We start from the raw sequence: 23470 nt of genomic DNA on the forward strand, positions 1-23470 counted from the left end.
GGGATGACAAAAAGCTATGAAATACTTTTTCCTATCCCTTCTCCTTTTTTCCATCGATGCGCTGGCTCAGTCGTCAAAAACATATACAACACTGCAAGTTCCCGGACGAACCGAGTTCTGCCACATAGATATCAATGGAAAGTCGGTGTTGCCCAGCGGGCGATACGTAACCCCGGCAGGGCACACGATTCGTATCACCAACGACCCGTTTGGGCTGACGCTGTCGCCCGACGGGAAACGGGCTGTTACGCTGCACGACGGCGTTTTGACGGTGCTGAACCTAGCTGGACAAACCCCCGTCGCTACCCGTATTCCCGATTATGCCGGTAAAATTCCGTCGCCGGTTAATGGGGCTACGTTTTTGGGCGTCGCTTTTGCCGCCGACAATAAAACGGTCTATCTGAGTAACGGCGATAAAGGGCGCGTCATCGTATTCGATACCGAAACCCTGCATGCTACCGATAGCATTGACCTGAATGGTAATGGGTTTGTCGATAGCTTCACGTCCGATTTGCTGGTGAACGGCAACGAACTACTCGTGCTGGACCGGGCTAATTTTCGACTGGTACGCATTGATCTGAAAACCAAACAGATTACAGCTTCCATTCCCACGGGGCGGCAACCCTTTGGTTTGGCCATCAGCCCGGATAAACGTACGGCGTTCGTGGCCAACGTCGGTTTGTATTCGTATCCGTTAGTGCCGGGTGTGACGAAGACCAACAAGGACACGATGATGCTCAAGTTCCCGGCTTACGGTGCGCATACCAACGAGTCGCGGGAAGGGGTGGAAATTGAAGGGCGCCAAATTCCGGGGCTGGGCAGCCCGCTGGCCGACGAAGCCATGAGCGTTTGGCTGGTCGATTTAACAACGAACAAGGTTACGGCAAAACTGAAAACGGGCGTGCAGATTGGCAGCATGATTGAAGATGCTGAAGTGGTCGGCGGGTCATCGCCAAACTCGGTGGTAGTGGGCAGTCGCTACGCTTACGTGTCCAACGCCACCAACGATAACATCTCGATTATCGACTACAAGGCAAGGAAACTGGCCGGAACCATTCCGCTGAAAATCGACCAGCGCATCGACAAATATCGGGGTATGACTCCTTTCGGCCTGACGCTCTCGAAAGACCGCACCGGCGGACCGGAAAAAAACCTTTACGTAGCTCTACTGGCGTTCAACGCCGTTGCCGTTATCGATGTGCCGACCCGCAAAGTACGCGGACTGATTCCTACCGGTTGGGGACCTACCCGCGTGGCGCTCTCGCCCGATGAGAAAACGCTTTATGTTACTTCCGCACGGGGTTACGGAGCCGGACCCAATGGCGGAGCGGATTTTGTGAAACCGCCCGCCGGAACATACATCGGGGATATTCAGCTGGGTACATTTCAGGCGATTCCGGTACCGACTCCTGCGCAATTGGCTACCTACACCAAACAGGTGATTGACAATACCTACCAGACCGTTTCCGTCGCCGACAATGGAAAAAATCCGCTACCGGTACTGCCAAAGTCGCGCCCGGCTGCTACCTGTTCTCCCATCAGACACATCGTCTATATCACCAAGGAAAACCGGACGTACGACGAGGTACTGGGGCAACTTGAAACCGGTAAAGGCGACTCCACTCTGGCCCGCTTTGGTACGAACGTGACGATAAAAACCAAGATCAATACCACGCGGGGTAATAGCGGCCGCACCACCGATTTGCCCGTTGATTCCATCAGCGTGGCGGGAGCCGATGTAATGCCCAACCACGCCCGGTTAGCCCGGCACTGGGCATTCTCCGATAATTTTTACTGCGACTCGGATGCCAGCATTCACGGGCACCACTGGATGATGGGTACCATCCCGAACGAATGGGTCGAAGCTAATGCGGCCTCAGCGGGGCGGTTCGATGCATTCTCTAAAGCTCCCGGTCGGCGGTTCCCGAAAGCGTCGGGTGCAATCGATCCTGAAGATTACAACGAGATTGGCGGACTATGGGAAGCTATGGAGCGCAGCAAGGTGTCTTTCTATAATTTTGGGCAGGTCAACGAGTTTGCCGGTAATTACGAAGAACAGTACGACACCACCTTCGGAGCCGCAACGCCGGTAGTGTTTCCCATGCCCGCAGCGGCTTTCCGGCATACGTCGCGCAACTTCGCCGGTTATAACACCAATATCCCCGACCAGTTTCGGATGGACCAGTTCGAGCGGGAGTTCACGGCTAAATGGTTAGGGAAAAATAAACAGCCTTTGCCGCAACTCATTACGGCCATGCTGCCCAACGACCACGGAGCCGGACCACGCCCAACGGAAAGCTACCCGTACCTGCATTCATACATGGCCGACAATGACCTGGCCCTGGGCCGGATGCTTCATTTTCTGTCGCGAACGCCCTATTGGAAAAATATGCTGGTGATTGTAACCGAAGATGACCCGCAGGGGGGCGTTGACCATATTGATGCCCATCGCTCGGTGCTGATGCTGGCTGGTCCGTACGTGAAACGGGGGTATGTTTCCCACACACACGCTAACTTTGGTTCGATTCTGAAAGTGATTTACAACATCCTCGGCGTAAACTACGTGAACCAGTACGACGCAACGGCCTCCCTGCTACAAGACTTTTTCACGTCTACACCCGATTACACGCCTTACGACGCCGTACTGCCCGACGTGCGGGTGTTTGACCCGCAGCAGGCCATGAAGCCGTACAACAGAACCTTCGACTGGCGTAAAATCCAGCAGGGTCCCGAAATGGACGACAAAGCCGACCAGCGCCGGGAACATTACCGGCAACAGGAAAATAAATAGCCTTTAACTAATCCCCAACGGGGTCACTTCATTACTATGCGAGCAACGTTCCTTCTTTTCCTGGCTTCTCTGAGTGCTATAGCGCAGCCAGCGCCCCGTTATATCATGTCGGCCCCGGCGGGGAACGAACAAACGAAAATTAATAAAACCGGCAAGACCGTGTTGCCCAACGGCCGGTTTATTACCCCACGCGGCACGCAGATAGAAACGGCTCCGCATCCCTACGGCCTTATAATTTCGCCTGACGGAAAGACAGTTGTTACTGCCAATTCGGGGATAAATCCGTTTTCAATTTCCATCCTGAGCGATGTATTCGGCAGTAATCCAGCGGTGAAGCAGATTCCGGAAGGGGTCAAAACGGATAACGGTGTTCTCGAAGCCTGTTTTATGGGGCTGGCCGTAACCCCCGACAGCAAGACTGTGTATGTGGCGGGGGGAGAAACCAACAAAATCTTCTCGTTCGACCTCACTACCGGCAAACCGGGTGGGGTAATTAACTGTAGCGCAAAAACGTCAACGGCTGACTACAAGCACGGTTACATCGGCGATATGGTCCTCACGCAGGACGGCAAAACTCTGTATGCTGTTGACCAGATTGGCTTTCGGATGCTGGTTATCGACATGGCCACCAAAAAGATTCTGCACAATGTGCCAACGGGTCGCTACCCGTTCGGTATTACGCTATCGCCGGATGAAAAAACGGCTTATGTGGCCAATGTGGGCGTTTTTGAGTATAAGCCGTTCACGGATTTAGATAGGAAAGACCTCAAGGAAACGGCCCATAATTTTCCGGCTACGAAATATGGCTCGACCGAAATGAAGGAAGGTATTCCGTCCGAAGGAGTCCCCGCCCTCGGCGACCCGAACGTGCCGGAAGCGTTTTCGGTCTGGAGCATTCGACTGGGTAGTCAGCCAGTAGTTACGGCCAAAGTCAAAACCGGTTTCCTTGTAGGGGAAATGGTGGAGGATTTTCCAGCGGTGGGTGGCAGTAGTCCCAACTCAGTAGTAGCGACTGACCAGTACGTGTTCGTGAGCAACGGCAATAACGACTGCATATCGGTCATCGACGTAAAAACTAGTAAAGTACTGAAAAACATCGGTCTCTCTCCCGACCCACGGCTCGGTACTCTACGGGGCATCATTCCCTTTGGGCTGGCACTTTCGCCGGACCAAAAACGGCTGTTCGTGGCAGAAGCGGGTATCAACGCCGTGGCCGTAGTCGATGTGCCAACGCTGACCGTATTGGGGCATATCCCGACGGGCTGGTTTCCGTCGAAACTGAAAGTGAGTCTGGACCGCGACGGCGGACCGGGTAAAAAGCTGGTTGTGGCCAACGCCAAAGGATTTGGCAGCGGACCGAACGGCGGTAAAAATTTCCAGCTTGGACCAACGGGAAGCTATATCGGCAGTCTGATGAATGGTACGGTATCGGTGATAGACATTCCAGCGGATAGCCAGTTAAAAGCCGAAACCGAGCAGGTTATGGCCAACAACTTTACCGTTCGCCCCGTATCGGACGTGAAACCATCGGCCAATCCTATCCCGGCGTTTCCCGGTCAGAAGCAGTCACCCATTAAGCACATCGTTTTTCTGGCCAAAGAGAACCGCACCTACGATGAAATATTCGGGCAGGTGACCAACGGAGATGGCGACTCGACCCTGGCTCGCTATGGCGTGGGCGTACCGGTGAAAGCCCGGCGTGGGAATCAGGTGGTGGAAAACGCGAACGTCATGCCGAATCATCTCGCTTTAGCCCGCCGGTTTGCCATGTCCGACAATTTTTACTGCGACTCCGACGTATCGGCAGACGGGCATCGGTGGCTCGTAAACACGTACCCGAATGAGTGGGTCGAAACAGGAACAGCGGCAGCGTACGGCGGCAAACGTTCCATGCGCGATAGTTCGGAGGCTCCCGGTAATTTGAGTTTTTACGGTTCGGCCGGGTCCATTTACCCTGAAGATTACAACGAAGGCGGCTCCATGTGGGAACACCTCGAACGCTGGAAAAAGGGCTTCTTTAACTTTGGATTCGGGGTCGAAATGGCGGGTGCCTACAGCGACAGTACCATGAAATACATCGGTGAAAAATACACCATCAACTACCCGCTGCCCGCCCCCCTGTTCGACCGGTCGTCACGCACGTTTCCTACCTATAATATGGCCGTACCCGACCAGTTTCGGGCCGATGTGTTCATCAAAGAGTTCAACGAAAAATGGATGCCGAACGGGATTGGTAAGGGCGATACGCTGCCGCCCGTCATTACGCTTATGCTGCCCAACGACCACGGAACCAAACCGCGCCCGAAAGCTGGTTTCCCATTCACGGAGAGTTACATGTCGGATAACGACCTGGCCGTGGGGCGCACCATCGAGTTTCTGTCGAACACGCCCTACTGGAAAAACATGGCTATTTTCATCGTGGAAGACGACCCGCAGGGCGGTGTTGACCACATCGACGCGCACCGGAGCCTGATGGTCGCCATTTCGCCCTACGCAAAAAAGAATTACGTCGGTCATGTGCATTACAGTTTCGGCAGCGTGTTCAAAACGTTCTGGAACATTCTGGGCATTCCCTGCCTGAACCAGTACGACGCCGGGGCTACCGATATGAGCGACCTCTTCACCGACCAGCCCGACTTTACCCCTTTCCGCGCCCTCCCCGCCGACGTCCGCCTGTTCGACCCACAAAAAGCTCTCGACCCCTTCGACGAAAAGTTTGACTGGAAAGCCTTCTCGGAATCGGAGGAGTTAGACCGTACCGAAACCATGCAGAAACGCCGGGCCGAAGACGACGAAGATGCCCGGGAAAAGACGAAGAAGAAAAAGAAGGGGAATCGGTAGGGAAATATCGTTTGTAGTAAGGTATGCAGACAGACAGAAACAGCTGGAATTCATGTAAATCCCAGTTTGGGGGCAAAATGTAGGATTATACTGACCTATGTTGAGCTAATTATTGGTCAAATAGTCTCAGTAATAGATATATACGCACCCGTAAGGTGCTTAAGAAGAACAAAAATTGTACTATATGTAGAAGAGGTAATATGCTGTTTATTTTTTGCGGGTAATAGTTGATTAAGTGATTGATTTGGAGCAACTTCATACTAAAATCCCTACTCTCCATGACACTCAAATCAATCACTCTGCTGGCCCTGGTCAGTATGGCTATACTTGCTGTACTATTTTACCTTTTTCGAAAGGTTAGGTTTAAAAAAGATTGTCCTGTCTGCGGGAATATGTACACCGACCGTATTGCAAGGCCAAAATGGTTAAGAATTGTCCCGAGCAAGGCGTACCAGTGCAACGCCTGTCGCCATCGCTATTACTACATTGGTCGGAAATACGAGTCCTCTACACCGACGTTAACGATGTAATATCAAAATGACTTCACGTCCTTTTAGGCCCTGCACGCCATTTGCCTGTAACTGGCCTCCCTTTAACAAAAAATTGACCGCCCGGCTGGAGGATTAAGGAGGAGAATACGTAGAATCGGAGAGGTATGAAAGACGAAAAACCCCCACTAAACGGATGTTCGATCCCTCCCCTGCAAAACAGCTTACTGTACCGAACCAAAGAAGGCGTACGTTCCGGTAATGAACTCCAGAATACCGGTTCCGTGGGTGGCTCCCCGCATGGTTTTTAGTTCTACATTCGTGGCACCCCGTTTCTGCATGGCTTCGTATGTGTTCAGAGAATTGAGGTATAGAACGATCTCGTCGGCATCGCCATGATAAAGCTGCGTACGGGTTTTGGGTTTCCAGTCGTGGATGTCATTATCCTGCACCGCAGCCAGGAATTCTTTATCCGTTCCGGTGTTGATGGCCTGCTTGAAACTATCCGTGAAGATCTTATTCAGGCTGACATTGATGGATGCGTCTTTTCCCTGGGCCTTAATCTGCGAGGCATAAGGCTCTTTGAAATAATACGTCATGGGGCGGTTTAGTCCATAGATGCGGTCGTAGGTGAGCAGCACCCATAGGTAAAGCCGATTGATATAATCTACGCCAGCCGACTCATTGTTGATAATCTGGTTCATAAAAGCCGGTTTGTCATAGGCCCCTGCCCCGCAGCTTGAGGCAACCAGATTGAACTCGTTGCCGGTTTCTTCTTCCAGTTTCTTTTGCAGTGACAGCGTAGCGTAACCCCCTTCCGAATAGCCGGCAATAAACAAGCGCTTGTCCCAGTTCACCTGTTGGTCGGCCAGGAAATCGCGGGCGGCCCGCAGCATATCGAGCGAAGCCGTTGCCAGTCCGTTTCGCTGTTCGTACGTGTGAGGCAGGTCTTTCGAGGCTCCGTAGCCAATATAATCGGGGGCCGCAATGATGTAGCCCTGCGACGCAAATACCGAACCATAGGTATAGGCTTCGCTGCCTGACTCAAAGTAAGAGGGGGCATCACTGTCACTCGTAATTGTCCCGTGTTGCATACTGAGCAGCGGAAAGGCGGCCTGCGCCGTTGGCACAAGGAGTGCCCCCGACGCCTTGATGGTTTTCCCATCGGTGTTCGTTGTGGTGTATTCCAGCCGATAAGCCTTGATGCCATAGCGAATGAAAAATTGAAGCGGAGCCGTAACACCGCTAAACCGGCTCCGTAACTGAGCCGTCGAGAACTCGCCTATCAGCGAACTGCTGACTAACGTTCGGGTAGAAGCAGGAGCAAGGGGATCACTTTCGTTAGACTGACGGCATCCTGTAGGTACTGCCAGTACCAGGTAGCCAGCGAATAATAACGTAACGATTGATTTAATTCCTGTTAGCATGAAAGCGTGTTGTGTTGCTGTTTTGTGTCTGCTTTTTTAACGCTGATTACCCGGTTTTCGTTTACCCCGGGGGCCTGGCTTTGCACCACTTTGCCGGGAATGCTACGGCTGCGCAAACCGGGATTCAGCCCGATGGCCTAACACGTTCTTACCCTGTTCTGACAAAAAAATTCTGGTAATCACAACTGGTCTTTTAGCCCATCATACTTGTTAGTTTCTTTGTTGTTATCTGCTTGCAGAACGAGGCACATTTGCTGGAGAGAATGCTTTCAGTATAGGTTAGCTTATGAGTAATGACTTGATTATTTTTGTCTGAATTGAAACCAGCTATGGAAGCAACCTATCACCTCAATCCGGGCGAACTGGACGAGAAATTTCTGAAAGCGATGCAAACACTGTTCTTGCATCATCGGGTGAAAGTAACGGTTGAAATAGAATCGTCAGATGAAACCGATTCCATTCGCAGCAATGCCTACTTAAATGAAACTCTGATGCGCCGGTTGAAAAACGTAGAAGATGGTCTTGTTCGGGAAGTTAATCTATCAGATTATCAACCAGATGCGTAGATTATTATTTGAGAATGAAGCATTTGATGAGTTTACAGCCTGGGCAACAGAAGATAAAAAACTGTTTGCGCGAATAGTGAAACTGCTGGCTGAAGCACAGCGGACGCCATTTGACGGTAAAGGCAAACCGGAATTGCTGAAACACGAATACAAAGGGTGCATATCGAGACGAATTAATCAGGAGCATCGGCTGATCTATAAAGTTACCGACGAATTTCTGATTGTACTTGCCTGCCGTGACCATTACTAACGTCCCCCGTTTCCTGCGTAACCCAACCACCTTCACCATTTTTGGCGCGGTGGCCGCTTTCTGTACGTATGCCTGCATGTACGCCTTCCGAAAGGGAATTACCGCCGTCACGTTCGAGGGGGTGGCCTTTGCCGGTATCAGCTACAAAATCTGGCTCATCACGGCGCAGGTTTTAGGCTACGCGGCTTCCAAGCGAATTGGGGTCAAGGTCGTTTCGGAAATGTCGCCGGGACGGCGGGCGTTGAGTATTCTGCTGTTTATTGGGTTTGCCGAACTGGCCCTGTTGGGTTTTGCCCTGGTTCCGGCACCGTACAATATTATTTTTCTATTTCTGAATGGTCTGCCGCTGGGTATGGTGTATGGCATCATGCTGGGTTTTCTGGAAGGACGCAAACAAACTGATGCGCTGGTAGCCGGACTGACGGCTTCGTTCATTTTTGCGTCCGGGTTTGTGAAAACCGTTGCGCTCACCATCCGTGCCGATTGGGGCGTCTCCGAGTTTTGGCTACCCTTCGTAACGGGATTACTCTTCGTGCCGCCGTTGCTGCTGGCCGTGTATGCCCTCACCTTGCTGCCCCCACCAACGGCCGAAGATCGTGCCCTTCGTACTGAACGCAAACCGATGGATGCTGCCGAACGACGCGCTTTTATCGCCAACTTTCGGGTGGGGCTGGTGCTGCTTATTGCTTCCTACGTGCTGCTATCGGCTTTCCGGGACTTTCGCGATAACTTCGGTCCCGAAATACTGCGCGATGCGGGCGTCGATAACCCCGGCATTTTCGCTAAAACCGAAACGCTGGTAGCCGTTGGTATCCTGATTGTGATGGCGTTGCTTCAGCGCGTAACCAACAACTTTCGCGCCTTCGCACTATTGAACGCCCTGATGCTGGCGGGGGCTGCGCTGGTGGGGTTAAGCACCTACGCGTACTCACTCGAATTGCTCTCGGCGGGCAACTGGTTTCTGCTGACGGGCCTCGGTCTGTACATGGCCTATGTGCCTTGCAACGGGCTATATTTCGAGCGGTTAATTGCGTCTTTCCGGTACGTGAGTACGGTGGGTTTCATCGTCACGCTGGCCGACTGGTACGGGTATCTGGGTAGTGTGAGCGTGCTGTTGTACAAGAACTTCGGGCAGGCCACCATCAGCTACCGCGAATTTTTTATGTATGGTGCCTACATCATGGCTGTGCTGTACATCGGGCTGGTTGTGGCTTCGTTTGCGTACTTTAGCCGCCGGTTTCGGACTGCGTCAGTAAACCCAACGCCGAAAGTCATTGTTGAGTAAATGAATACTGTCAACCGGCGAAACAAACACATCCGGCTATGGAAAACGTAACGACTGCCACACGAACGCTTGCGTCAGGATACACTCTCGAACCAGCTACGTCGGCTATGCTCCGCGAATTTAGGCTGGCCCTGGAACTGCATTTTGGGGAACGGCTTCGTGCCGTTGTGCTGTATGGGTCCTACGCGCGCGGGGACTACCATGATGAATCAGATATTGATTTAATGATAACCCTGAATGACGGGCAACTGAATTCCATCACCGAAGTCTGGAGCCTGAGCGATTTACAGGTTGACTTTCTGGACCGTTACGGAAAAATAATTTCCCCTTTGGTCGTCCCTCATCGCCAATACGAATACTCATTCGGCCCTATCTATCAAAACGCCCGACAGGAGGGGATTTTGATATGAATGAACAACTCAACCGCTTTCTGGAACGGGCTGCCGATACACTGGAAGTGGCTGATTTGCTGTTAAAACACGAGTATGAACTGGCCCTTGCTAACCGGGCGTACTATGCTGTATTTTATTGCATAAGCGCCTTGCTTCTGTCCGAAGATGTAATCGCTAAATCGCACGAAGGTGCACGAAGTAAGTTCCATGAGTTTTTCGTGAAGACAGGCCGTTTCGACCGTGAAATTAGTAAGTTAATCGCTCGAAGTGCTGAAGCCCGTCAATCGGCAGACTATAACATGGATATCGATATCACGGAAGAACAGGCTCGTGAACTGCTCACGGACGCACACCGATTTTACCAGATGACACTCGATTACTTCCAAAAAACTACTTCACAAACAACTACCAAATGAATCCATGGAACAACGTTCCCGCTGCCGATTACGAACGCCACATGAGCCACGAAACGGTGGGGCAACTGGCTGAACTGAATGAGATTACCCGTGAGAAGGTGGAGCAGCGTTATCCGCAGACGGTAGCGGTGTACGGAGCCTGCACGGGTAACGGATTGGCCCATTTTGTGGACGCCCGAACGGTCTACGCGGTTGATATTAATCCGGCTTACCTGGCTATTTGCCATGACCGATACGATCCCATTTTGAATGAACTGGTGCTGGTGCAGGCGGATATCAACCACGATGTCGTGCCTATTCCTGCTGACTCTGTCGATCTGATCATCTGTCATCTGTTTCTGGAATACGTCGATCTGGAACGCGCTTTTGCCAGTTTCCGGCAGGTGCTCCGCCCCGGGGGATTACTTAACATCGTGCTGCAGCGCAGTAACGATACGGGCTGGGTGAGCAACACGGGCGTAACGACCCTCCGACCCGTGGCGGCCATTGCCCATGAGGTACCAGACGAAACACTGCGGCAACACGCCTTGCCGGAATTTCGTTTTGCCGGAAGTCAAACCTACCGGATGCCAAACGGGAAAAGCTTGGTGTCCTACGATTTTATTAACGGGGAAGTTGCCCAATCCACGAGTGAAGAAAGTACTGATTTTGAGTGGCCTGAGTGGTAGCGGCAAATCGACGGTTGCCCGACAGTTCTGCACAGACAACCCAAACTGGCTGCGTGTGAACCGCGATGATCTGCGCCGGAGCCTCTTGCCAGTATCCCTGCCGGAGTACTGGCAGACCTGGCCCGACGACCAGAAAAATCGGGTCGAAAATCTGGTCAATGCCTTACAGCAAACGGCCATCATTGAGGGCTTACGGCAGGGGTGGAACGTATTGATCGACAATACAAACCTCCGGCTGAGTTACATCAATGAGTTTCGGAAGCTGCTAAGCACTCACTTCGACGCAGTAGAAATCAACTACCGACTTATCGACGTTCTGGTAAACGAATGCATTCAGCGCGACAAATACCGCGTTGACTCGGTAGGGGAGGCCGTTATCCGAAAACAGGCCGAACAACTGGCGGTGCTGAAACAGACCTTCCGGTTCCAGACTGAAATCATGACAACGAATCCCGCCTTTCAGCGGAAGCAGGATGAAACGCTGCCCCGCTGTATTCTGGTTGATATTGATGGTACCGTGGCCGATAAGGGTGAGCGCTCACCTTTTGCCTGGCATCAGGTAGGGCTCGATACGCCCAAATGGCCCATTATTAACCTGGTGAAAGCCCTGCATGCTGCAGGCTACAAAATTGTGTTTTTTTCGGGCCGGGACGCCGTTTGCCGCTCACAAACCATCCACTGGCTGAATGAACAATTTGGCTGGCAATCGTCCGACTACGACCTGTTCATGCGCCCCCAAAAGGATAACCGGAAAGATTCGATCATCAAGCGGGAACTCTTCGAACAGCATATTCTGGGCCGTTACTACGTCGAATTTGTGGTCGACGATCGGCAGCAGGTTGTCGATATGTGGCGACGAACGCTAGGCCTGACGTGCATTCAGGTCGATTACGGTGATTTTTGAGCAGCATAGATTGGGCCTGCCGGTCGGCAGGCCCAATTTGTTATTCGCTTTTTCCGGTGGTATTTCCAGCGGTTTTAGCGAGCGTACTTTCGTATAGCGCGTTGAAAATCAACTTGTACGTACCGCGTGGCTGACCGCGAAACTGGGGCCGGAAGCCGAACAGTACGACATTGCCCTTGTTTTGACGCGCCCGCAACACGGCTGCTTTCCCGGCAATGTATTTATCTTCATTTAAGGCCCATCCGCTCATCAGCAGGTCCTTTTTGGCGTAGCTGGCAATCAGTTCTACGGCCGGTTCGGGAGCGGCCTTCGTGGTTTCTTTACCCCCTTCACCCTCCCTGCGTTGCCGGACTATGTCAAACGCCCGGCTGTTCGAGAAGGCGGCTGCCACTTCTGGTTGCATACCGGCAGCGAGTGAAGTCCGGGTGTCTATAGTAGTCCGAATCAGTGAGCCAGGAATGTAAAACTGTTGATTAGATAGTCCGTCGGTCACATTTTTGACGGGCAACCCCAGCAACTCGATGGCAAAATCGCTGGCTTCATCGAAGGTGATAAGTGTCCCACCGTTGTTCACGTACTGGCTTAGGGCCAGTGTACCGCCCAGCCCCAATCCGCCCGTATATTGAGCGGGCATGGTATTGGGCGCGTGGCCGTTCAGAATTTCCTTTACGCCCTGGTCGGGAATGATGATGGCACTGTACGCCGACAGATCTTTTTTGGCCATATCGGCATCGTGCAGCGTATCAACCGGGAAACCATAACTCTCCAGAAACCAGCGCGTCCACCCTTCATCCATGTTGGCCACCCACGATTTGTACAGACCCACTTTGGGTAGTTTGAGGGGGGTAATGCCGCTGGCGGGTTTAGTAGCCTGGGCGGTGAAACTTATCCCCAATTCGTTCGCTAATTTTTTGATGCTTCGTTCGGTATTGGCTCCTTTCTGAATGAAAAACGAACCCGCATCGGCAGGTCCTATAGACACCGTTTCGCCTTCGCTCAGCAGTCGGTTTACGGCACTGACGCTGGCATTTTCGTTGCGCGACAGTCGGTAGCCATAGTCTGCGCTGGCCGCTACCTCGCCGGGTGCGGCTACCGCCTGTCCTTTCACGGGGTCTGCCGTGGCAGTGAATTCTTTATCCACCCGGTTTACCTTCACGCCCATTTGCATAGGTAAGGTCCAACCGGCCAGGTCGTAGGGCGGAATGGGCGGGCCACCCGGATATAGTCGCTGATTGGGGTGTACCTGCTTCTCCATCAGGTCCATCACGTAGGGGATAAATGCCTGCCCCCCGTAAATGATGTAAGCCCCCGCCGGGTAGCTGACGTTATTGGCCTGAAACGGCTGGGTAGCCTTGCTAACCTCTACCCCGCTTTGCCGTAGCATGTTTATCAGGTTGAGGGCTTCTCCTTTGTCCCACTGATCGGCTGGTATGACATAGGCAAATGGTTTCGATTTGCCAGCGGTTTCGATGGCATCGCGGCCCATCTGGTAGATATTGAACAGGAACTCCTCCCGTTTGTCGGCGGCCAGGACTAGGGTGGCCATTGAGGCTTCTTCCATGTAATTGACTGCATCCCGGAAGTGCGACTCTCCCCCTTTCCAGGGGTCGGCGTAAAAAATTTCGGTTCCGTTGGTAGCTGCCGTTACACCCACGCCTACCGTTTTGGGCAGCGAATCGGGCGGATAAAAACGGGGCGATGGAGTAGCGTGGGCCGTTTCGGTCAAAATGCCGATCTGGTTATGAAAATAAGGCACGGTACGCATACCGCCGTTCCACCACATACTAAAGCGCAGTTGCGAAACCACGCCCGGCATTTTCTTCATGGCGAAACGACTGGCCATGGCCGACCCGACCAGGTTAACTCCTGACGTAACGCCAGGATGAATGTGCGGATTGACCGGATTGGCAAAAGGCGGAATGAATATGCGGGTCCAGGCGGGGGATGACTGGTGCTGATTATACACGATTTGCGGATACCACTGATTATACAGCACTTCCGACACCGCCTTCGTTTCGGGCATATTGTTGGTAAACCAGTCGCGGTTATTGTCGTGCCCAACGTAGTGGTGATAGAGCCAGGGGGGCGAGGTGGTTTCGTAGGGCGTGCCGAGGTTGCCGTTGTACCAGTCGGCCACAATATCGAGTCCGTCGGGGTTCATTTCGATCATCAGCAGAGCTACTACCTGATCGCGGATTTTCTTCATCTCCGTCGATTCTTCAGTGACCATGCGGTACGCCAGTTCGGGCATCATCTGGGCTGCGGCCACTTCCGACGCGTGCAAACCCACGTCAATCCAGACAACCGCTTTACCCATTTCGGCTAACGTCCGGGCCTGTTTCGCGTCGATTCTGGCCCGTGACAATTGCTCGCTGATGCTGCGCCATTTGTCCAGTTGCTTCATGTTGGCCTCACTGGACACCATCAGCAACATCAGCGGCTTTCCCAGCACCGATTTGCCGATTTGTACCATCTTTACCCGGTTGCTGGCCTTATCCAGTCGCTGATAATAGTCCATCAGCAGGTTGTACTTGGCTAATTTGTAATCGGCACCCGGCTCAAAGCCAAACACATCGATTGGTTTGGGCACCTGCGCCAGCGCAACGAGCGTCGTGCACAGCAGGGCAAGGAGTAGCCCGGCCCGGCACATGTTTAGTTTCCTGACAGAAAAATGCATAAGGCGGTTAAGGAGGTGTTATAGTAGTTAAGGGTTTCCTGAAACGGGGCGGGTTTGCCCGGTTGAACCGACAAACCCGCCAATGCTGGGCTAAAACCATTACTCACCGGCAGCATCGCTGCCCGGTGTACTGGTTTTGCCAATGCTGTAAAGCTGGTTGAAGAGCATTTTGAAGGTGCCCTGTGCCTGCGCCCGGAACGTGATTTCCGGTCCGAAAGCGTAGAACTTACCCGCCCCAACCGGGGCCATGAAAGCCGCTACGCCATCCTGCAGATACGACTGGCCCCAGGCCCAGCCGCTGCGGAGCGGTTTGGCCGTATCGAACCAGGCAAGTGGCGTTACCTGCCCTTTGGCGATGGCTTCGGGGGCCAGCTTGAATACAGGGCTGGCATCGAAATACACATCCGTCTGAGCGGGCAGGCCCCAGGTGGCCTGTTGGGTCGAATCGACCGCTACGCGCAGAACGCTGCCCGGAATGTAGTATTTCTCGTTGGGCAGTGGCCGGTCTTTACCGCTGCTGGTCATCTCGGCCAGTGCATTACGAACCGGTAGTTTCAGGTGGTAAGCCAGGTTCGTGCTGCTGCCGATGGTAACCACGTTGCCGCCGGCTTCCAGAAACGCTTTCAGTTGCGGTATTGATTTCTCGGCAGTAATTTTACCCAAACGCGGCTGGTATTCGGCCGGGGTGTTTTCTTTCTGCGGCTCACGCTCCATACCCTGGAATGGGTTTTCATCCTTACCGTCGAGGGCCGGAATGGCTCGGGTTACGAACACAATCACGTCATATTTCTTTTTCAGATTCCCTGCATCTACATCATTCGGATAAATCACGTCCATCGGGAAATGATATTGCTCCATCAGCCAGCGCACCCAGCCCGACGGCATCGACCCGCCGTAGGTATCCCACAACGCAATCCGCATGGGCGATACTTTACTCAGCATCGTAGCCGGGCGTTTGGCTAAGCCACTTACTTCCAGCCCCAGGTCTTTGGCCGATTTATCCAGCATCGTTTTGGCTTTGGCCGAAGCGGATACGAAGAAGTCGCCGGCTTCACTACCCGATTTGCCACCCGTTCCGTTTGGCATGCGGAACACCTCGATACCCGATGCCAGCAGATCGTTGACCGCAATGAATGAGTTGTTGGCTTTGGCACTTAGCACATAACCCGCCGAGGGGGTACCCGTAACGTGGCCTTCGGGCGATTGGAGTTCGCCGAGGGGCAGCTTTTTGAATGGCCCATCGAAGCCGTCCAGTACCCGGTCAAACTGCACGTTCATCAGGTAAGCCAGCGTCCAGCCAGCGGCATCATACGGCCGAACGGGCGGGCCACCCGGGTACTGAAAATCGTTAGGGTGGTCCTGCGGCTCAAACATATCCAGCAGGTGGGGCCGGAAGGCCTGATCGGTTTTAACCACATACGAACCCGCCGGGTAGCGTTTGCCGGCTACGGTGAAATCAGCGGTAGCCTGCTGAATCTGAATGCCCGTTTTAATGAGGGCATTCACGAATTTAGTCGCCGTTGCAAAATCGGGCTGACTGGCCGGGATAATGAACCCGCGCGGGTCGCGCTGGGTGGGTGCCGTCATGATGGTGTCGTAATATTTAATCGGCATCCCACCCCCGCGTGGTACAAAACCATACTGTGCCAGGGCCGCGTTGGTGGGTGGTTTTACTTTTTTTGGATCGCTGTTAAAGGCTTCCTCAATGGCATCGATGCGTTTGGGCGTTAAAGCCCAGTAATCTTTACTGCCCCGCTCAATTGAGTTTTTACCCATGCGGTAGATGTTAAACAGCAGATCGTCGCTGTAGCGGGCGGCATAGCCCAGCACGGCATAGTTTAGTGACACCGAATAGTCGATGGACTGCTTGAAGTGCCACTTCTGGGGTCTGACGGGGAATGGAGTGTTTCCATTGGGAATTAGTCGTTTGGGTACCAGTGGAATGTCTTCGGGCGTAGGATTGCCGATGATTTCGGTGAGCAGGCCAATCATGTTGTGGAAGTGCGTGGTTGTTCGCAGACCGCCGTTGTACCAGGTCGAAAATACCGAGCCGCCCAGGCGCGTAAAGCCCGGTTTATCCTCTGCATTGAGCCGGTTGATCATGGCCGCGCCCAGCGCATCGATACCCGTTATCATGAGCGGATCGAATACGTAGTTGAACGGGTCGCGGTAGGGCGGACCAGCCACGACCGATCCCGCCGGACCTCGCTGGTGGTGGTTGTACATAATCTGCGGAATCCATTCGACAAACAACTGGCGGCCCATGTTCTGGGTTTCTTTCATGTTCATGATGAAAAAGTCGCGGTTGTTGTCGTGGCCAATGTACTTCTGATACAGTCGGGGCAGGTTGTCAGTCGAGCGTTTTTCGGGTGTTTTCTCGCGCATGTACCAATTGCTGACCAATTCCTGCCCGTCGGGGTTGGCATGGGTAAACAGGATGATGTCGTTGTCCAGAATCCGCATCGTTTCGGGGTCGGTGCGGCTTACCATCTGGTAGATTGTTTCAATAAGCTGGTGCGCTCCTACCACTTCGGTAGCGTGCAGACCACCATCGATCCAGACAATGGCTTTCCCCTCACTGGCCAGCGCGTGAGCCTGCTCATTGGTCAGGTTTTCGGCGCGGGCCAGTTTGGTCGAAATGTCCTTATAGCGGTCCAGTTTGGCTAAGTTGGCGGGCGAAGAGACCAGCAGCATATACTGATGTCGGCCTTCTTCGGTGAGTCCAATATCGACTAATTTCACCCGGTTAGACGCGGCCGCTATTTTCTTGAAATAGGCTTCGGTCTGGGTGTAGTTCGCCAGGTGGTAATCGTCGCCAATAGCGAACCCAAAGTGTTCTTTGGGCGAAGGAATGGTCTGGGCTATACCCTTACTAAGGCTGGTTAGCAGCAGAAAAACGAGTAAGTAAATGGGGGAGCGCATCGGTTAGGAAAGAGCGTTTGAATGAATGATTAGTTAGTCTACTTCCTTCGGAACCGAACACCCACCCGGCAATCGCCAACTTCGCCCCGTGCTTCGTCGCACACGTTTTCCTGAAAGCCTTCAATCCGGCGGCCATCCTGGAGGTTGAGGATAAATTTGAACAGAAAGTAGTCATTCTGAACTACTTTGGTCAGGTCAGTACCCGTAAATGTAGCCATCTGAGCCGCTGTTACGGTAAAGGTTTTAGGGAACTGTGTGACGGTTTCGTACAGTTTGTCGGTTGCCACCACCCGGCTTGGCAAGGGGAACTGCGTAACACTCGGATACACGCCACCAGGGCTGGAGAGGATAATCGGGTAAGACGGGTTGCCGGTAGCGGGGGCTTTTACGAATCCCAGATACACCTCAATCGACTTTACCTCGGCTTTGCCAAACCCTTCCCAATTCAAACTGTATTCAAACTCCTGACTGGCCAGGTTGGCCGCTCCTAAATCGAAAAAAGAGGTATTGGAGGTAACTACTGTGGGCAGGGCCGATTTGGCCGTATTCAAAGCCACCAATGGAACGGCAGTATAGGTCCACTTTTCCCATTCGTAGGTTTCTGTTTTACAAGCATCCAGGGCCAGCAGACCGAAAAAAGATAGATAAATGAGTATTTTTTTCATGAGGGTAGTTGATTATTTGTCCCAGAAAACGGGAGTAATTTGCTGGGCTGCCTGCAATTTCTCCGCGTTATCAGACACGCTGCCGTTCGTAGACAGTTCAGTAACGGAGTATGTCAGGCGTAGCGGAAAGGTGTTTAGTGGAGCAATGGGTGCGGCCAGCACGGGCAAATCCGTTCGGCGATAGTCATTGTAGGATTCGATGCCGTTACCAAACAGGGCAATGTACTTCTGGGTCATCACGGCACTTAGTTTACCCGCCGGATTAGCCGCGTCATACTGGGCGGTACGGTTGGCCACAAACGCCGTAATGGTAGCCGTCGGCAACACGGGAGCCGAGTTGCCGCCCGATGTGGCAATGGTGTTGACGCTGTTGAGGTGCGCCGTAATCCCGTCCTGAAACAACTGCTTCGGGTCGCCGGTGGTGCCCATTGTGAGGGCCGCTTCGGCCAGAATAAACTTAACCATCGCGTTGGTGATAAACGGAAACACGCCTGCCCCGGAGCCATCCGTATTGGTCACTACTTTGGGCGCTCCGGTAGCCCCCGAATTGCTGAGGAATACATTGGCTGCTGTGATGTTGTTGATGGGTGCGTTGTCATACAATCCACCGGACGGATACACGCCGAAGGTAGCTTTCAGGGCGTTGTCGTTGGGCGATGCCGTTGCGTCGCCGGTATAACGGCCAAAATAACCGTTGCCAGTGGGCGTAAACCCAACGGTGTAGTTCGACGTTTGCCGGAAGAAAAAGTAGCGAAGCCGGGGGTCGTCGGTGCCAAAAAGCCGTTCCATGAAGTTCTGGCTCATATAGTAGCTTTTACTGGCCTGGTACTCGGCCCGGTACCAGGGGTGGCGGTTGGCAGGCGTTTCTGACGAGCCGAAGCGGAAAGCAAAATCCTGGGCGTTGGTGCTGATGAGCGGGGCGTTGGTGCTAAGCAGGGCCGCAATACCCGCTTTGGCTTTGTCAGGCTGTACCAGTCGAATCTGATTAAATAGTTTCAATTTCAACGAGTTACCCATCCGGATCCAGGCCGCTTTATCGCCCCTGTAAATAAGGTCGGCGGTGGTGGGTTGGATGGCGAAGTTTCCCTTAGCCGCGTCGGCCAGGCCCTCGTCGATCAGGGTGAATAGTTTGTCGTAAATGACGTCGCCTTTCTCAAAGACCGGGTCGGTTACAGTCAGTCCTTTTATGGCATCGGTGTAGGGAATGTCGCCCCATAAATCGACCATCAGGCTGTAGATGTAGGCTTTTTGCAGTTTGGCGATAGACACGTAGTCCCATCGCTGCTGGGCGGTACCTTCGCGAATAATGATTTCGAGGTCGTCGAGGACCTGCGTGTACAGGGCGTTCCAGGATGCCTGATAATCGGTGCCATCCTGAAAGTTGCGACTGGGATTGGTGATGTACAACTGCTGCGTGAGGATGGACGTGCCCACGTTTACATCGCGCAGGCTACCCGCCATAGACACCTGCGTGGCAGGTAAAATGAGGTCGAGTACCGGCGTTGTGGGATTGTTGGGGTCGGCGTTGATGTCGACAAAGTCTTTGCAGGAGCCTGCCAGAAAGACCAATCCCAGCAACGAAGCCGTTCGGATGGTATTGATGAAATTCATTCGTTTTTTTGCTTTTGGAGATAGTGTCCCAACTTCACCCCCGAACATCAGGGGTGGATACATTGGGATGATCCTGTTAAAAACTGAACCGCAGGTTTACGCCTAACCGGCGCGTGGTTGGAATGCCGATGAAATCGAAGCCCTGCGAGTTACCCGCTCCCAGCGAACTCACTTCGGGGTCGAAGTTGAGGTGCTTCGGGAAGTTAGGGGCCAGGTACCACAGGTTACGGCCACTAATCGACAGGAATGCCCCGCCGAACGGCGTTTTGGCCAGCCACGCTTTAGGGAACTGATACCCCAATGAGACCTCGCGCAGCCGAAACACGGTGGCATCGAACACGTTGGCTTCGTCGGCACCACCGGGGCCAAAACCACCGGAGAAGTAGTAATCCGCAACACCAATGCCAATGTTATTCGGGATTTTTTTGCCCTCGCCGTCCAGAATCGGCTGCAGGGTATTCACGTTACCCAGCACCCCCGGCCCTACCAGGATGGCCTCCCGCTCTTCGGTATCTTTAGTGACGCCCCGGCTCAGCAGTTCGTAGGCTGTGAACGAGTACATATCCCCGCCTTTTTTCCAGTCGAACAGGGCGTTGAGCGTGATGCCTTTGAAACTGAACGTATTGGTGATGCCCCAGATAAAATCGGGATTGGGGTTGCCAATGGCCGTGGTGCGCCCCGATAGGATAGGCTTACCCGTGTTGGGGTTGACCAGGATATTACCCTCATCATCGCGGGCGAAGGTGGACCCGCGAATCTGTCCGTAGGGCTGACCGGCAATGTGTACGCTGCCGAGGCCCGAGAAACCGCCATAGGGCAGTTCTTTTAGGTTGCCAATGTCGCGTACGATGTTGCGGTTTAGGGTAAAGGCCGACGAAATATCCCAGCGAAAACCATTGGCCAACTTGACCGGGTTAGCGCTCAGGCCAATCTCAATACCCTCGTTGGTGGAGCGACCCAGGTTGATCACTTTCTGGGTGTAGCCCGTTGATGGGGCTGCGTTGACCGTAAAAATCTGCGATGTACTTTCCTTGTTGTAGTAGGTGATGTCCAGCCCGAACCGGTTGTTGAAAAACTGGAGTTCGGTGCCCAGTTCGAGTTCGGTAATGAATTCGGGTTTGAGTTCGGCGTTGGCCAGCAGGTCGGATTCGGTCAGGGTACTCTGCCCGTTGAAGGGCGAGGCAATGGAGCCGGTACCCGAACCAATACCTAACACCGGATTGGCAATATAGACCGTTTGGGTCTGGTAGGGCGTGGCTTCGTTACCCACCTTCGTGTAGCCCGCCCTGAGCTTACCAAACGAGAGTATGTTCTTGGGGATCTTCAGCGCTTCGGTGAAAATCAGCGACGCACTTGCCCCGCCGTACAGGTAACTCCGGTTGCTGATGGGCAGTGTGGACGACACGTCATTACGGGCCACGAGGTTCAGGAACGCGAAGTTTTTGTAGTCCAGCGAAATATCGGTAAAGAACGCAAAATACCGCTGCTTGAAATCATTGCGGTTGTTGGGCAGCACGCGTGGAATGGTAACGCGGGTGTTGTTGAGCGAGTTGATACCCCGGAAAATGATGCCGTCGCCGAACACTACCTGCCGCTCGGTAAGCCGCTGATTTACGTTGTTACCCAGAATCACTTTCAGGCCGATGTTCTCGTTGATAGGTTTGGTGGCCGTAACCAGAAAGGTATTGTCCAGTTCCTGCCGATAGATGTTGTCGGTGGTGATGTTGCCGTTGGGAAAGTAGTCTCCGCCTTTTCCGTTCACGGTTATGCGCCGGTCGGTGTAGGCGTTGAATCCCACCGTGTTCTGTACGTTGAGCCAGGGCAGCACGTCCACACCAAGTACCACATTGCCATAGTAGCGGTCTACTTTGCTCGTTGTGGGACTGTTCGCGACCGACCAGTAGGGGTTATCGGTACCCACCCGGTCATAGACATTGTTGCCGTTCAGCGGATTGGTGTTCGGGTAGCCGGTCAGGTCGTAACTCGTTGGCGCAAACAGAAGAATATCCAGAATGGATGCGCCAGCTCCGTTGGCCGCCGTAACCTGGGGCGACACCTGTGCCGTGTTGACGTAGTTGAGGGCCCCCCGAACGTAAAACTTATTCTCTAACTGGGCATTGCCACCAATATTCACGCCCGTCCGGGTAATCTCGTTCTCGGGCACGACACCCTGATTTCCTGTCCGCGACAGACCAACGGTAAGGTTACCCTTTTCCCCACCCGACGATACGGACAGGGCGTTTTCGAAGACGTTACCCGTCCGGAAAAAGTTTTTGGCGTTGTACTGAGAGAACGACTCATACGGCACCTGAACAGGCGTAGTTCCGTCGGCCTGATAAAACTGCGGAAATACAGACGACGGGTAGCGGTTGTTGGTCGTTACGGGGTGCGGAATGGTTTGTCGGGTAGGAATCAGGCTGGGAACGCCCGGATACGGGGGCCCCCAGGAGCCGAATACTCCACTCCGATAATCGAAGTTGGTGCCCTGCCCGTAGCTGGTCTGGTAGTCAGCCAGGCCAGCTACGGTTTCAGCGGCATAACCTACGTTATAGGTTACTTCTAGCCCTTTTTTACTCTGGCTTTTTCCGGCTTTGGTCGTAACAATGATGGCTCCGTTAGCCGCCCGCGACCCGTAAAGCGCAGCCGCTGCGGCTCCTTTCAGCACAGTCATGGTCAGGATGTTGTTCGGGTCGAGGTCAAAGGCACGGTTGGTCGTAGTTGAGCCACCCACAAAGCCGTCGGGCTGGGTGAAACTGGAATTGTCGAAGGGCACACCGTCCACCACAAACAGCGGCTGGTTGTTATTCCCCAGCGATGAGTTGCCCCGGATGGTGATATTGGTGGCTCCACCCGCGGCCCCACCCGATCCCTGCACGTTTACCCCCGCCACTTTGCCCGTAAGGGCGCGGAGGGGGTCCGGCTCCGACCGCTGCGCAAGTTTGGTGGCATCCAGGGTGCTGACGGAGTAGCCCAGCGCGTTTTTGTCGCGCACAATACCAGCGGCCGTTACCACCACCTCGCTGAGTTGTTTGGTGTCGGCAACCAGCATTACATCAATGGTCTGCTGTGAGCCAACCACAACTTCTTTGGCTTCAAAACCAACGGACGAAAAAACGAGTACGGCTTTCCGGTCCGGGGCTACTATTTGGTAGCGTCCGTCGGCATCGGTAACCGTTCCGGTAGTGGTGCCTTTTATGGTTACGGTGGTACCGGGCAGCGGGGTTTTCTCCCCAGAGTCGCTCACCCGCCCACTCACTGTGCTGGTTTGGCACAGGGCATAAAGCGGAATCAGCATGATAAATACAAGTAACCTTAGTTTCATATAATTCGGGATGAGAGTTGGGTACTGATAAAAAAATTGAAAACGACGACAAGTATAGAGAATAAAAGACTGTTAACTGAAGTTACGCAGGGTCAATGTTTAACAAGAGATTCTTTTGTTGGAGAAACCGGAGTTCAGCTAAAGCTGCCTGAATGGCTTTGATATACAGTCGACCTTTCAAGGCGAACTGATTCGTTGATTCAGCAAGTTTTAAGCCCTCTAACTTGACAAAAGCACAGACTGAA

Annotated in this window: 15 protein-coding genes; 9 read left to right on the forward strand and 6 right to left on the reverse strand. The window is 53.4% G+C overall.

The annotated features are described in order from the left end of the window. The first annotated feature begins 16 nt into the window (after nucleotides 1–16). Nucleotides 17–2791: a phosphoesterase gene (locus tag B157_RS0122035; RefSeq protein ID WP_020605480.1), complete on the forward strand. Its 2775-nt coding sequence runs from the start codon at nucleotides 17–19 to the stop codon at nucleotides 2789–2791. A gap of 36 nt (nucleotides 2792–2827) precedes the next feature. After that, entirely contained in the window at nucleotides 2828–5632 is a 2805-nt protein-coding gene (locus B157_RS0122040; RefSeq protein ID WP_026308885.1) for a bifunctional YncE family protein/alkaline phosphatase family protein, read from the forward strand. Nucleotides 5633–6344: 712 nt separating this feature from the next. On the opposite strand, the gene B157_RS0122045 is transcribed toward B157_RS0122040, so the two are convergent. Further along, on the reverse strand, nucleotides 6345–7547 hold the full coding sequence (locus B157_RS0122045; protein ID WP_020605482.1) for an alpha/beta hydrolase family protein: 1203 nt from the start codon (nucleotides 7545–7547) through the stop codon (nucleotides 6345–6347). Between the two features lie 329 nt (nucleotides 7548–7876). Here B157_RS0122045 and B157_RS0122055 point away from each other — a divergent pair, with 329 nt between their 5' ends. The 7 genes from B157_RS0122055 to B157_RS0122085 are packed head-to-tail and all read left to right on the forward strand — an operon-like array spanning nucleotide 7877 to nucleotide 12028. Then, nucleotides 7877–8113, forward strand: coding sequence for a hypothetical protein (locus tag B157_RS0122055; protein WP_020605484.1), 237 nt, complete (start codon nucleotides 7877–7879; stop codon nucleotides 8111–8113). Next, nucleotides 8106–8363: a Txe/YoeB family addiction module toxin gene (locus B157_RS0122060; RefSeq protein WP_020605485.1), complete on the forward strand. Its 258-nt coding sequence runs from the start codon at nucleotides 8106–8108 to the stop codon at nucleotides 8361–8363. The genes B157_RS0122055 and B157_RS0122060 overlap by 8 nt, the downstream gene beginning before the upstream one ends. Then, nucleotides 8350–9648 (forward strand): DUF5690 family protein, encoded by a 1299-nt coding sequence (locus tag B157_RS0122065; protein ID WP_020605486.1) that lies wholly within the window; start codon nucleotides 8350–8352, stop codon nucleotides 9646–9648. The genes B157_RS0122060 and B157_RS0122065 overlap by 14 nt, the downstream gene beginning before the upstream one ends. Nucleotides 9649–9686: 38 nt before the next feature. Beyond that, the gene (locus tag B157_RS0122070; protein ID WP_020605487.1) at nucleotides 9687–10058 is read left to right on the forward strand and encodes a nucleotidyltransferase family protein; all 372 of its coding nucleotides are present in this window, start codon (nucleotides 9687–9689) and stop codon (nucleotides 10056–10058) included. Next, nucleotides 10055–10456 (forward strand): HEPN domain-containing protein, encoded by a 402-nt coding sequence (locus B157_RS0122075; RefSeq protein WP_020605488.1) that lies wholly within the window; start codon nucleotides 10055–10057, stop codon nucleotides 10454–10456. Before B157_RS0122070 ends, B157_RS0122075 begins: the two co-directional genes overlap by 4 nt. Further along, nucleotides 10453–11124, forward strand: coding sequence for a class I SAM-dependent methyltransferase (locus tag B157_RS0122080; RefSeq protein WP_020605489.1), 672 nt, complete (start codon nucleotides 10453–10455; stop codon nucleotides 11122–11124). Before B157_RS0122075 ends, B157_RS0122080 begins: the two co-directional genes overlap by 4 nt. Beyond that, on the forward strand, nucleotides 11087–12028 hold the full coding sequence (locus B157_RS0122085) for a phosphatase domain-containing protein (protein ID WP_020605490.1): 942 nt from the start codon (nucleotides 11087–11089) through the stop codon (nucleotides 12026–12028). The genes B157_RS0122080 and B157_RS0122085 overlap by 38 nt, the downstream gene beginning before the upstream one ends. A gap of 40 nt (nucleotides 12029–12068) precedes the next feature. Here B157_RS0122085 and B157_RS0122090 read toward each other — a convergent pair whose 3' ends face one another. The 5 genes from B157_RS0122090 to B157_RS0122115 form a co-directional block, all read right to left on the reverse strand. Then, nucleotides 12069–14705: a M14 family metallopeptidase gene (locus B157_RS0122090; protein ID WP_157618540.1), complete on the reverse strand. Its 2637-nt coding sequence runs from the start codon at nucleotides 14703–14705 to the stop codon at nucleotides 12069–12071. 99 nt (nucleotides 14706–14804) lie between these two features. Beyond that, nucleotides 14805–17627, reverse strand: coding sequence for a M14 family metallopeptidase (locus B157_RS0122100; protein WP_020605493.1), 2823 nt, complete (start codon nucleotides 17625–17627; stop codon nucleotides 14805–14807). Nucleotides 17628–17665: 38 nt separating this feature from the next. Then, the gene (locus tag B157_RS0122105) at nucleotides 17666–18292 is read right to left on the reverse strand and encodes a hypothetical protein (RefSeq protein ID WP_020605494.1); all 627 of its coding nucleotides are present in this window, start codon (nucleotides 18290–18292) and stop codon (nucleotides 17666–17668) included. A 12-nt stretch (nucleotides 18293–18304) separates the two neighbouring features. Next, a complete protein-coding gene (locus B157_RS0122110) occupies nucleotides 18305–19903 on the reverse strand; it encodes a SusD/RagB family nutrient-binding outer membrane lipoprotein (RefSeq protein WP_026308886.1) in 1599 nt (532 codons plus the stop codon). Nucleotides 19904–19979: 76 nt separating this feature from the next. Beyond that, nucleotides 19980–23225: a SusC/RagA family TonB-linked outer membrane protein gene (locus B157_RS0122115; RefSeq protein ID WP_020605496.1), complete on the reverse strand. Its 3246-nt coding sequence runs from the start codon at nucleotides 23223–23225 to the stop codon at nucleotides 19980–19982. Between the last annotated feature and the right edge of the window lie 245 nt (nucleotides 23226–23470).

The sequence above is a fragment of the Spirosoma spitsbergense DSM 19989 genome, from assembly GCF_000374085.1.
Classification (GTDB): domain Bacteria; phylum Bacteroidota; class Bacteroidia; order Cytophagales; family Spirosomataceae; genus Spirosoma; species Spirosoma spitsbergense.

Coding starts and splice junctions, on each gene's coding strand:
- B157_RS0122035 (WP_020605480.1), top strand. CDS start 17: ATGAAATACTTTTTCCTATCCCTTCTCCTTTTTTCCATCGATGCGCTG.
- B157_RS0122040 (WP_026308885.1), top strand. CDS start 2,828: ATGCGAGCAACGTTCCTTCTTTTCCTGGCTTCTCTGAGTGCTATAGCG.
- B157_RS0122045 (WP_020605482.1), bottom strand. CDS start 7,547: ATGCTAACAGGAATTAAATCAATCGTTACGTTATTATTCGCTGGCTAC.
- B157_RS0122055 (WP_020605484.1), top strand. CDS start 7,877: ATGGAAGCAACCTATCACCTCAATCCGGGCGAACTGGACGAGAAATTT.
- B157_RS0122060 (WP_020605485.1), top strand. CDS start 8,106: ATGCGTAGATTATTATTTGAGAATGAAGCATTTGATGAGTTTACAGCC.
- B157_RS0122070 (WP_020605487.1), top strand. CDS start 9,687: ATGGAAAACGTAACGACTGCCACACGAACGCTTGCGTCAGGATACACT.
- B157_RS0122075 (WP_020605488.1), top strand. CDS start 10,055: ATGAATGAACAACTCAACCGCTTTCTGGAACGGGCTGCCGATACACTG.
- B157_RS0122080 (WP_020605489.1), top strand. CDS start 10,453: ATGAATCCATGGAACAACGTTCCCGCTGCCGATTACGAACGCCACATG.
- B157_RS0122090 (WP_157618540.1), bottom strand. CDS start 14,705: ATGCATTTTTCTGTCAGGAAACTAAACATGTGCCGGGCCGGGCTACTC.
- B157_RS0122100 (WP_020605493.1), bottom strand. CDS start 17,627: ATGCGCTCCCCCATTTACTTACTCGTTTTTCTGCTGCTAACCAGCCTT.
- B157_RS0122105 (WP_020605494.1), bottom strand. CDS start 18,292: ATGAAAAAAATACTCATTTATCTATCTTTTTTCGGTCTGCTGGCCCTG.
- B157_RS0122110 (WP_026308886.1), bottom strand. CDS start 19,903: ATGAATTTCATCAATACCATCCGAACGGCTTCGTTGCTGGGATTGGTC.
- B157_RS0122115 (WP_020605496.1), bottom strand. CDS start 23,225: ATGAAACTAAGGTTACTTGTATTTATCATGCTGATTCCGCTTTATGCC.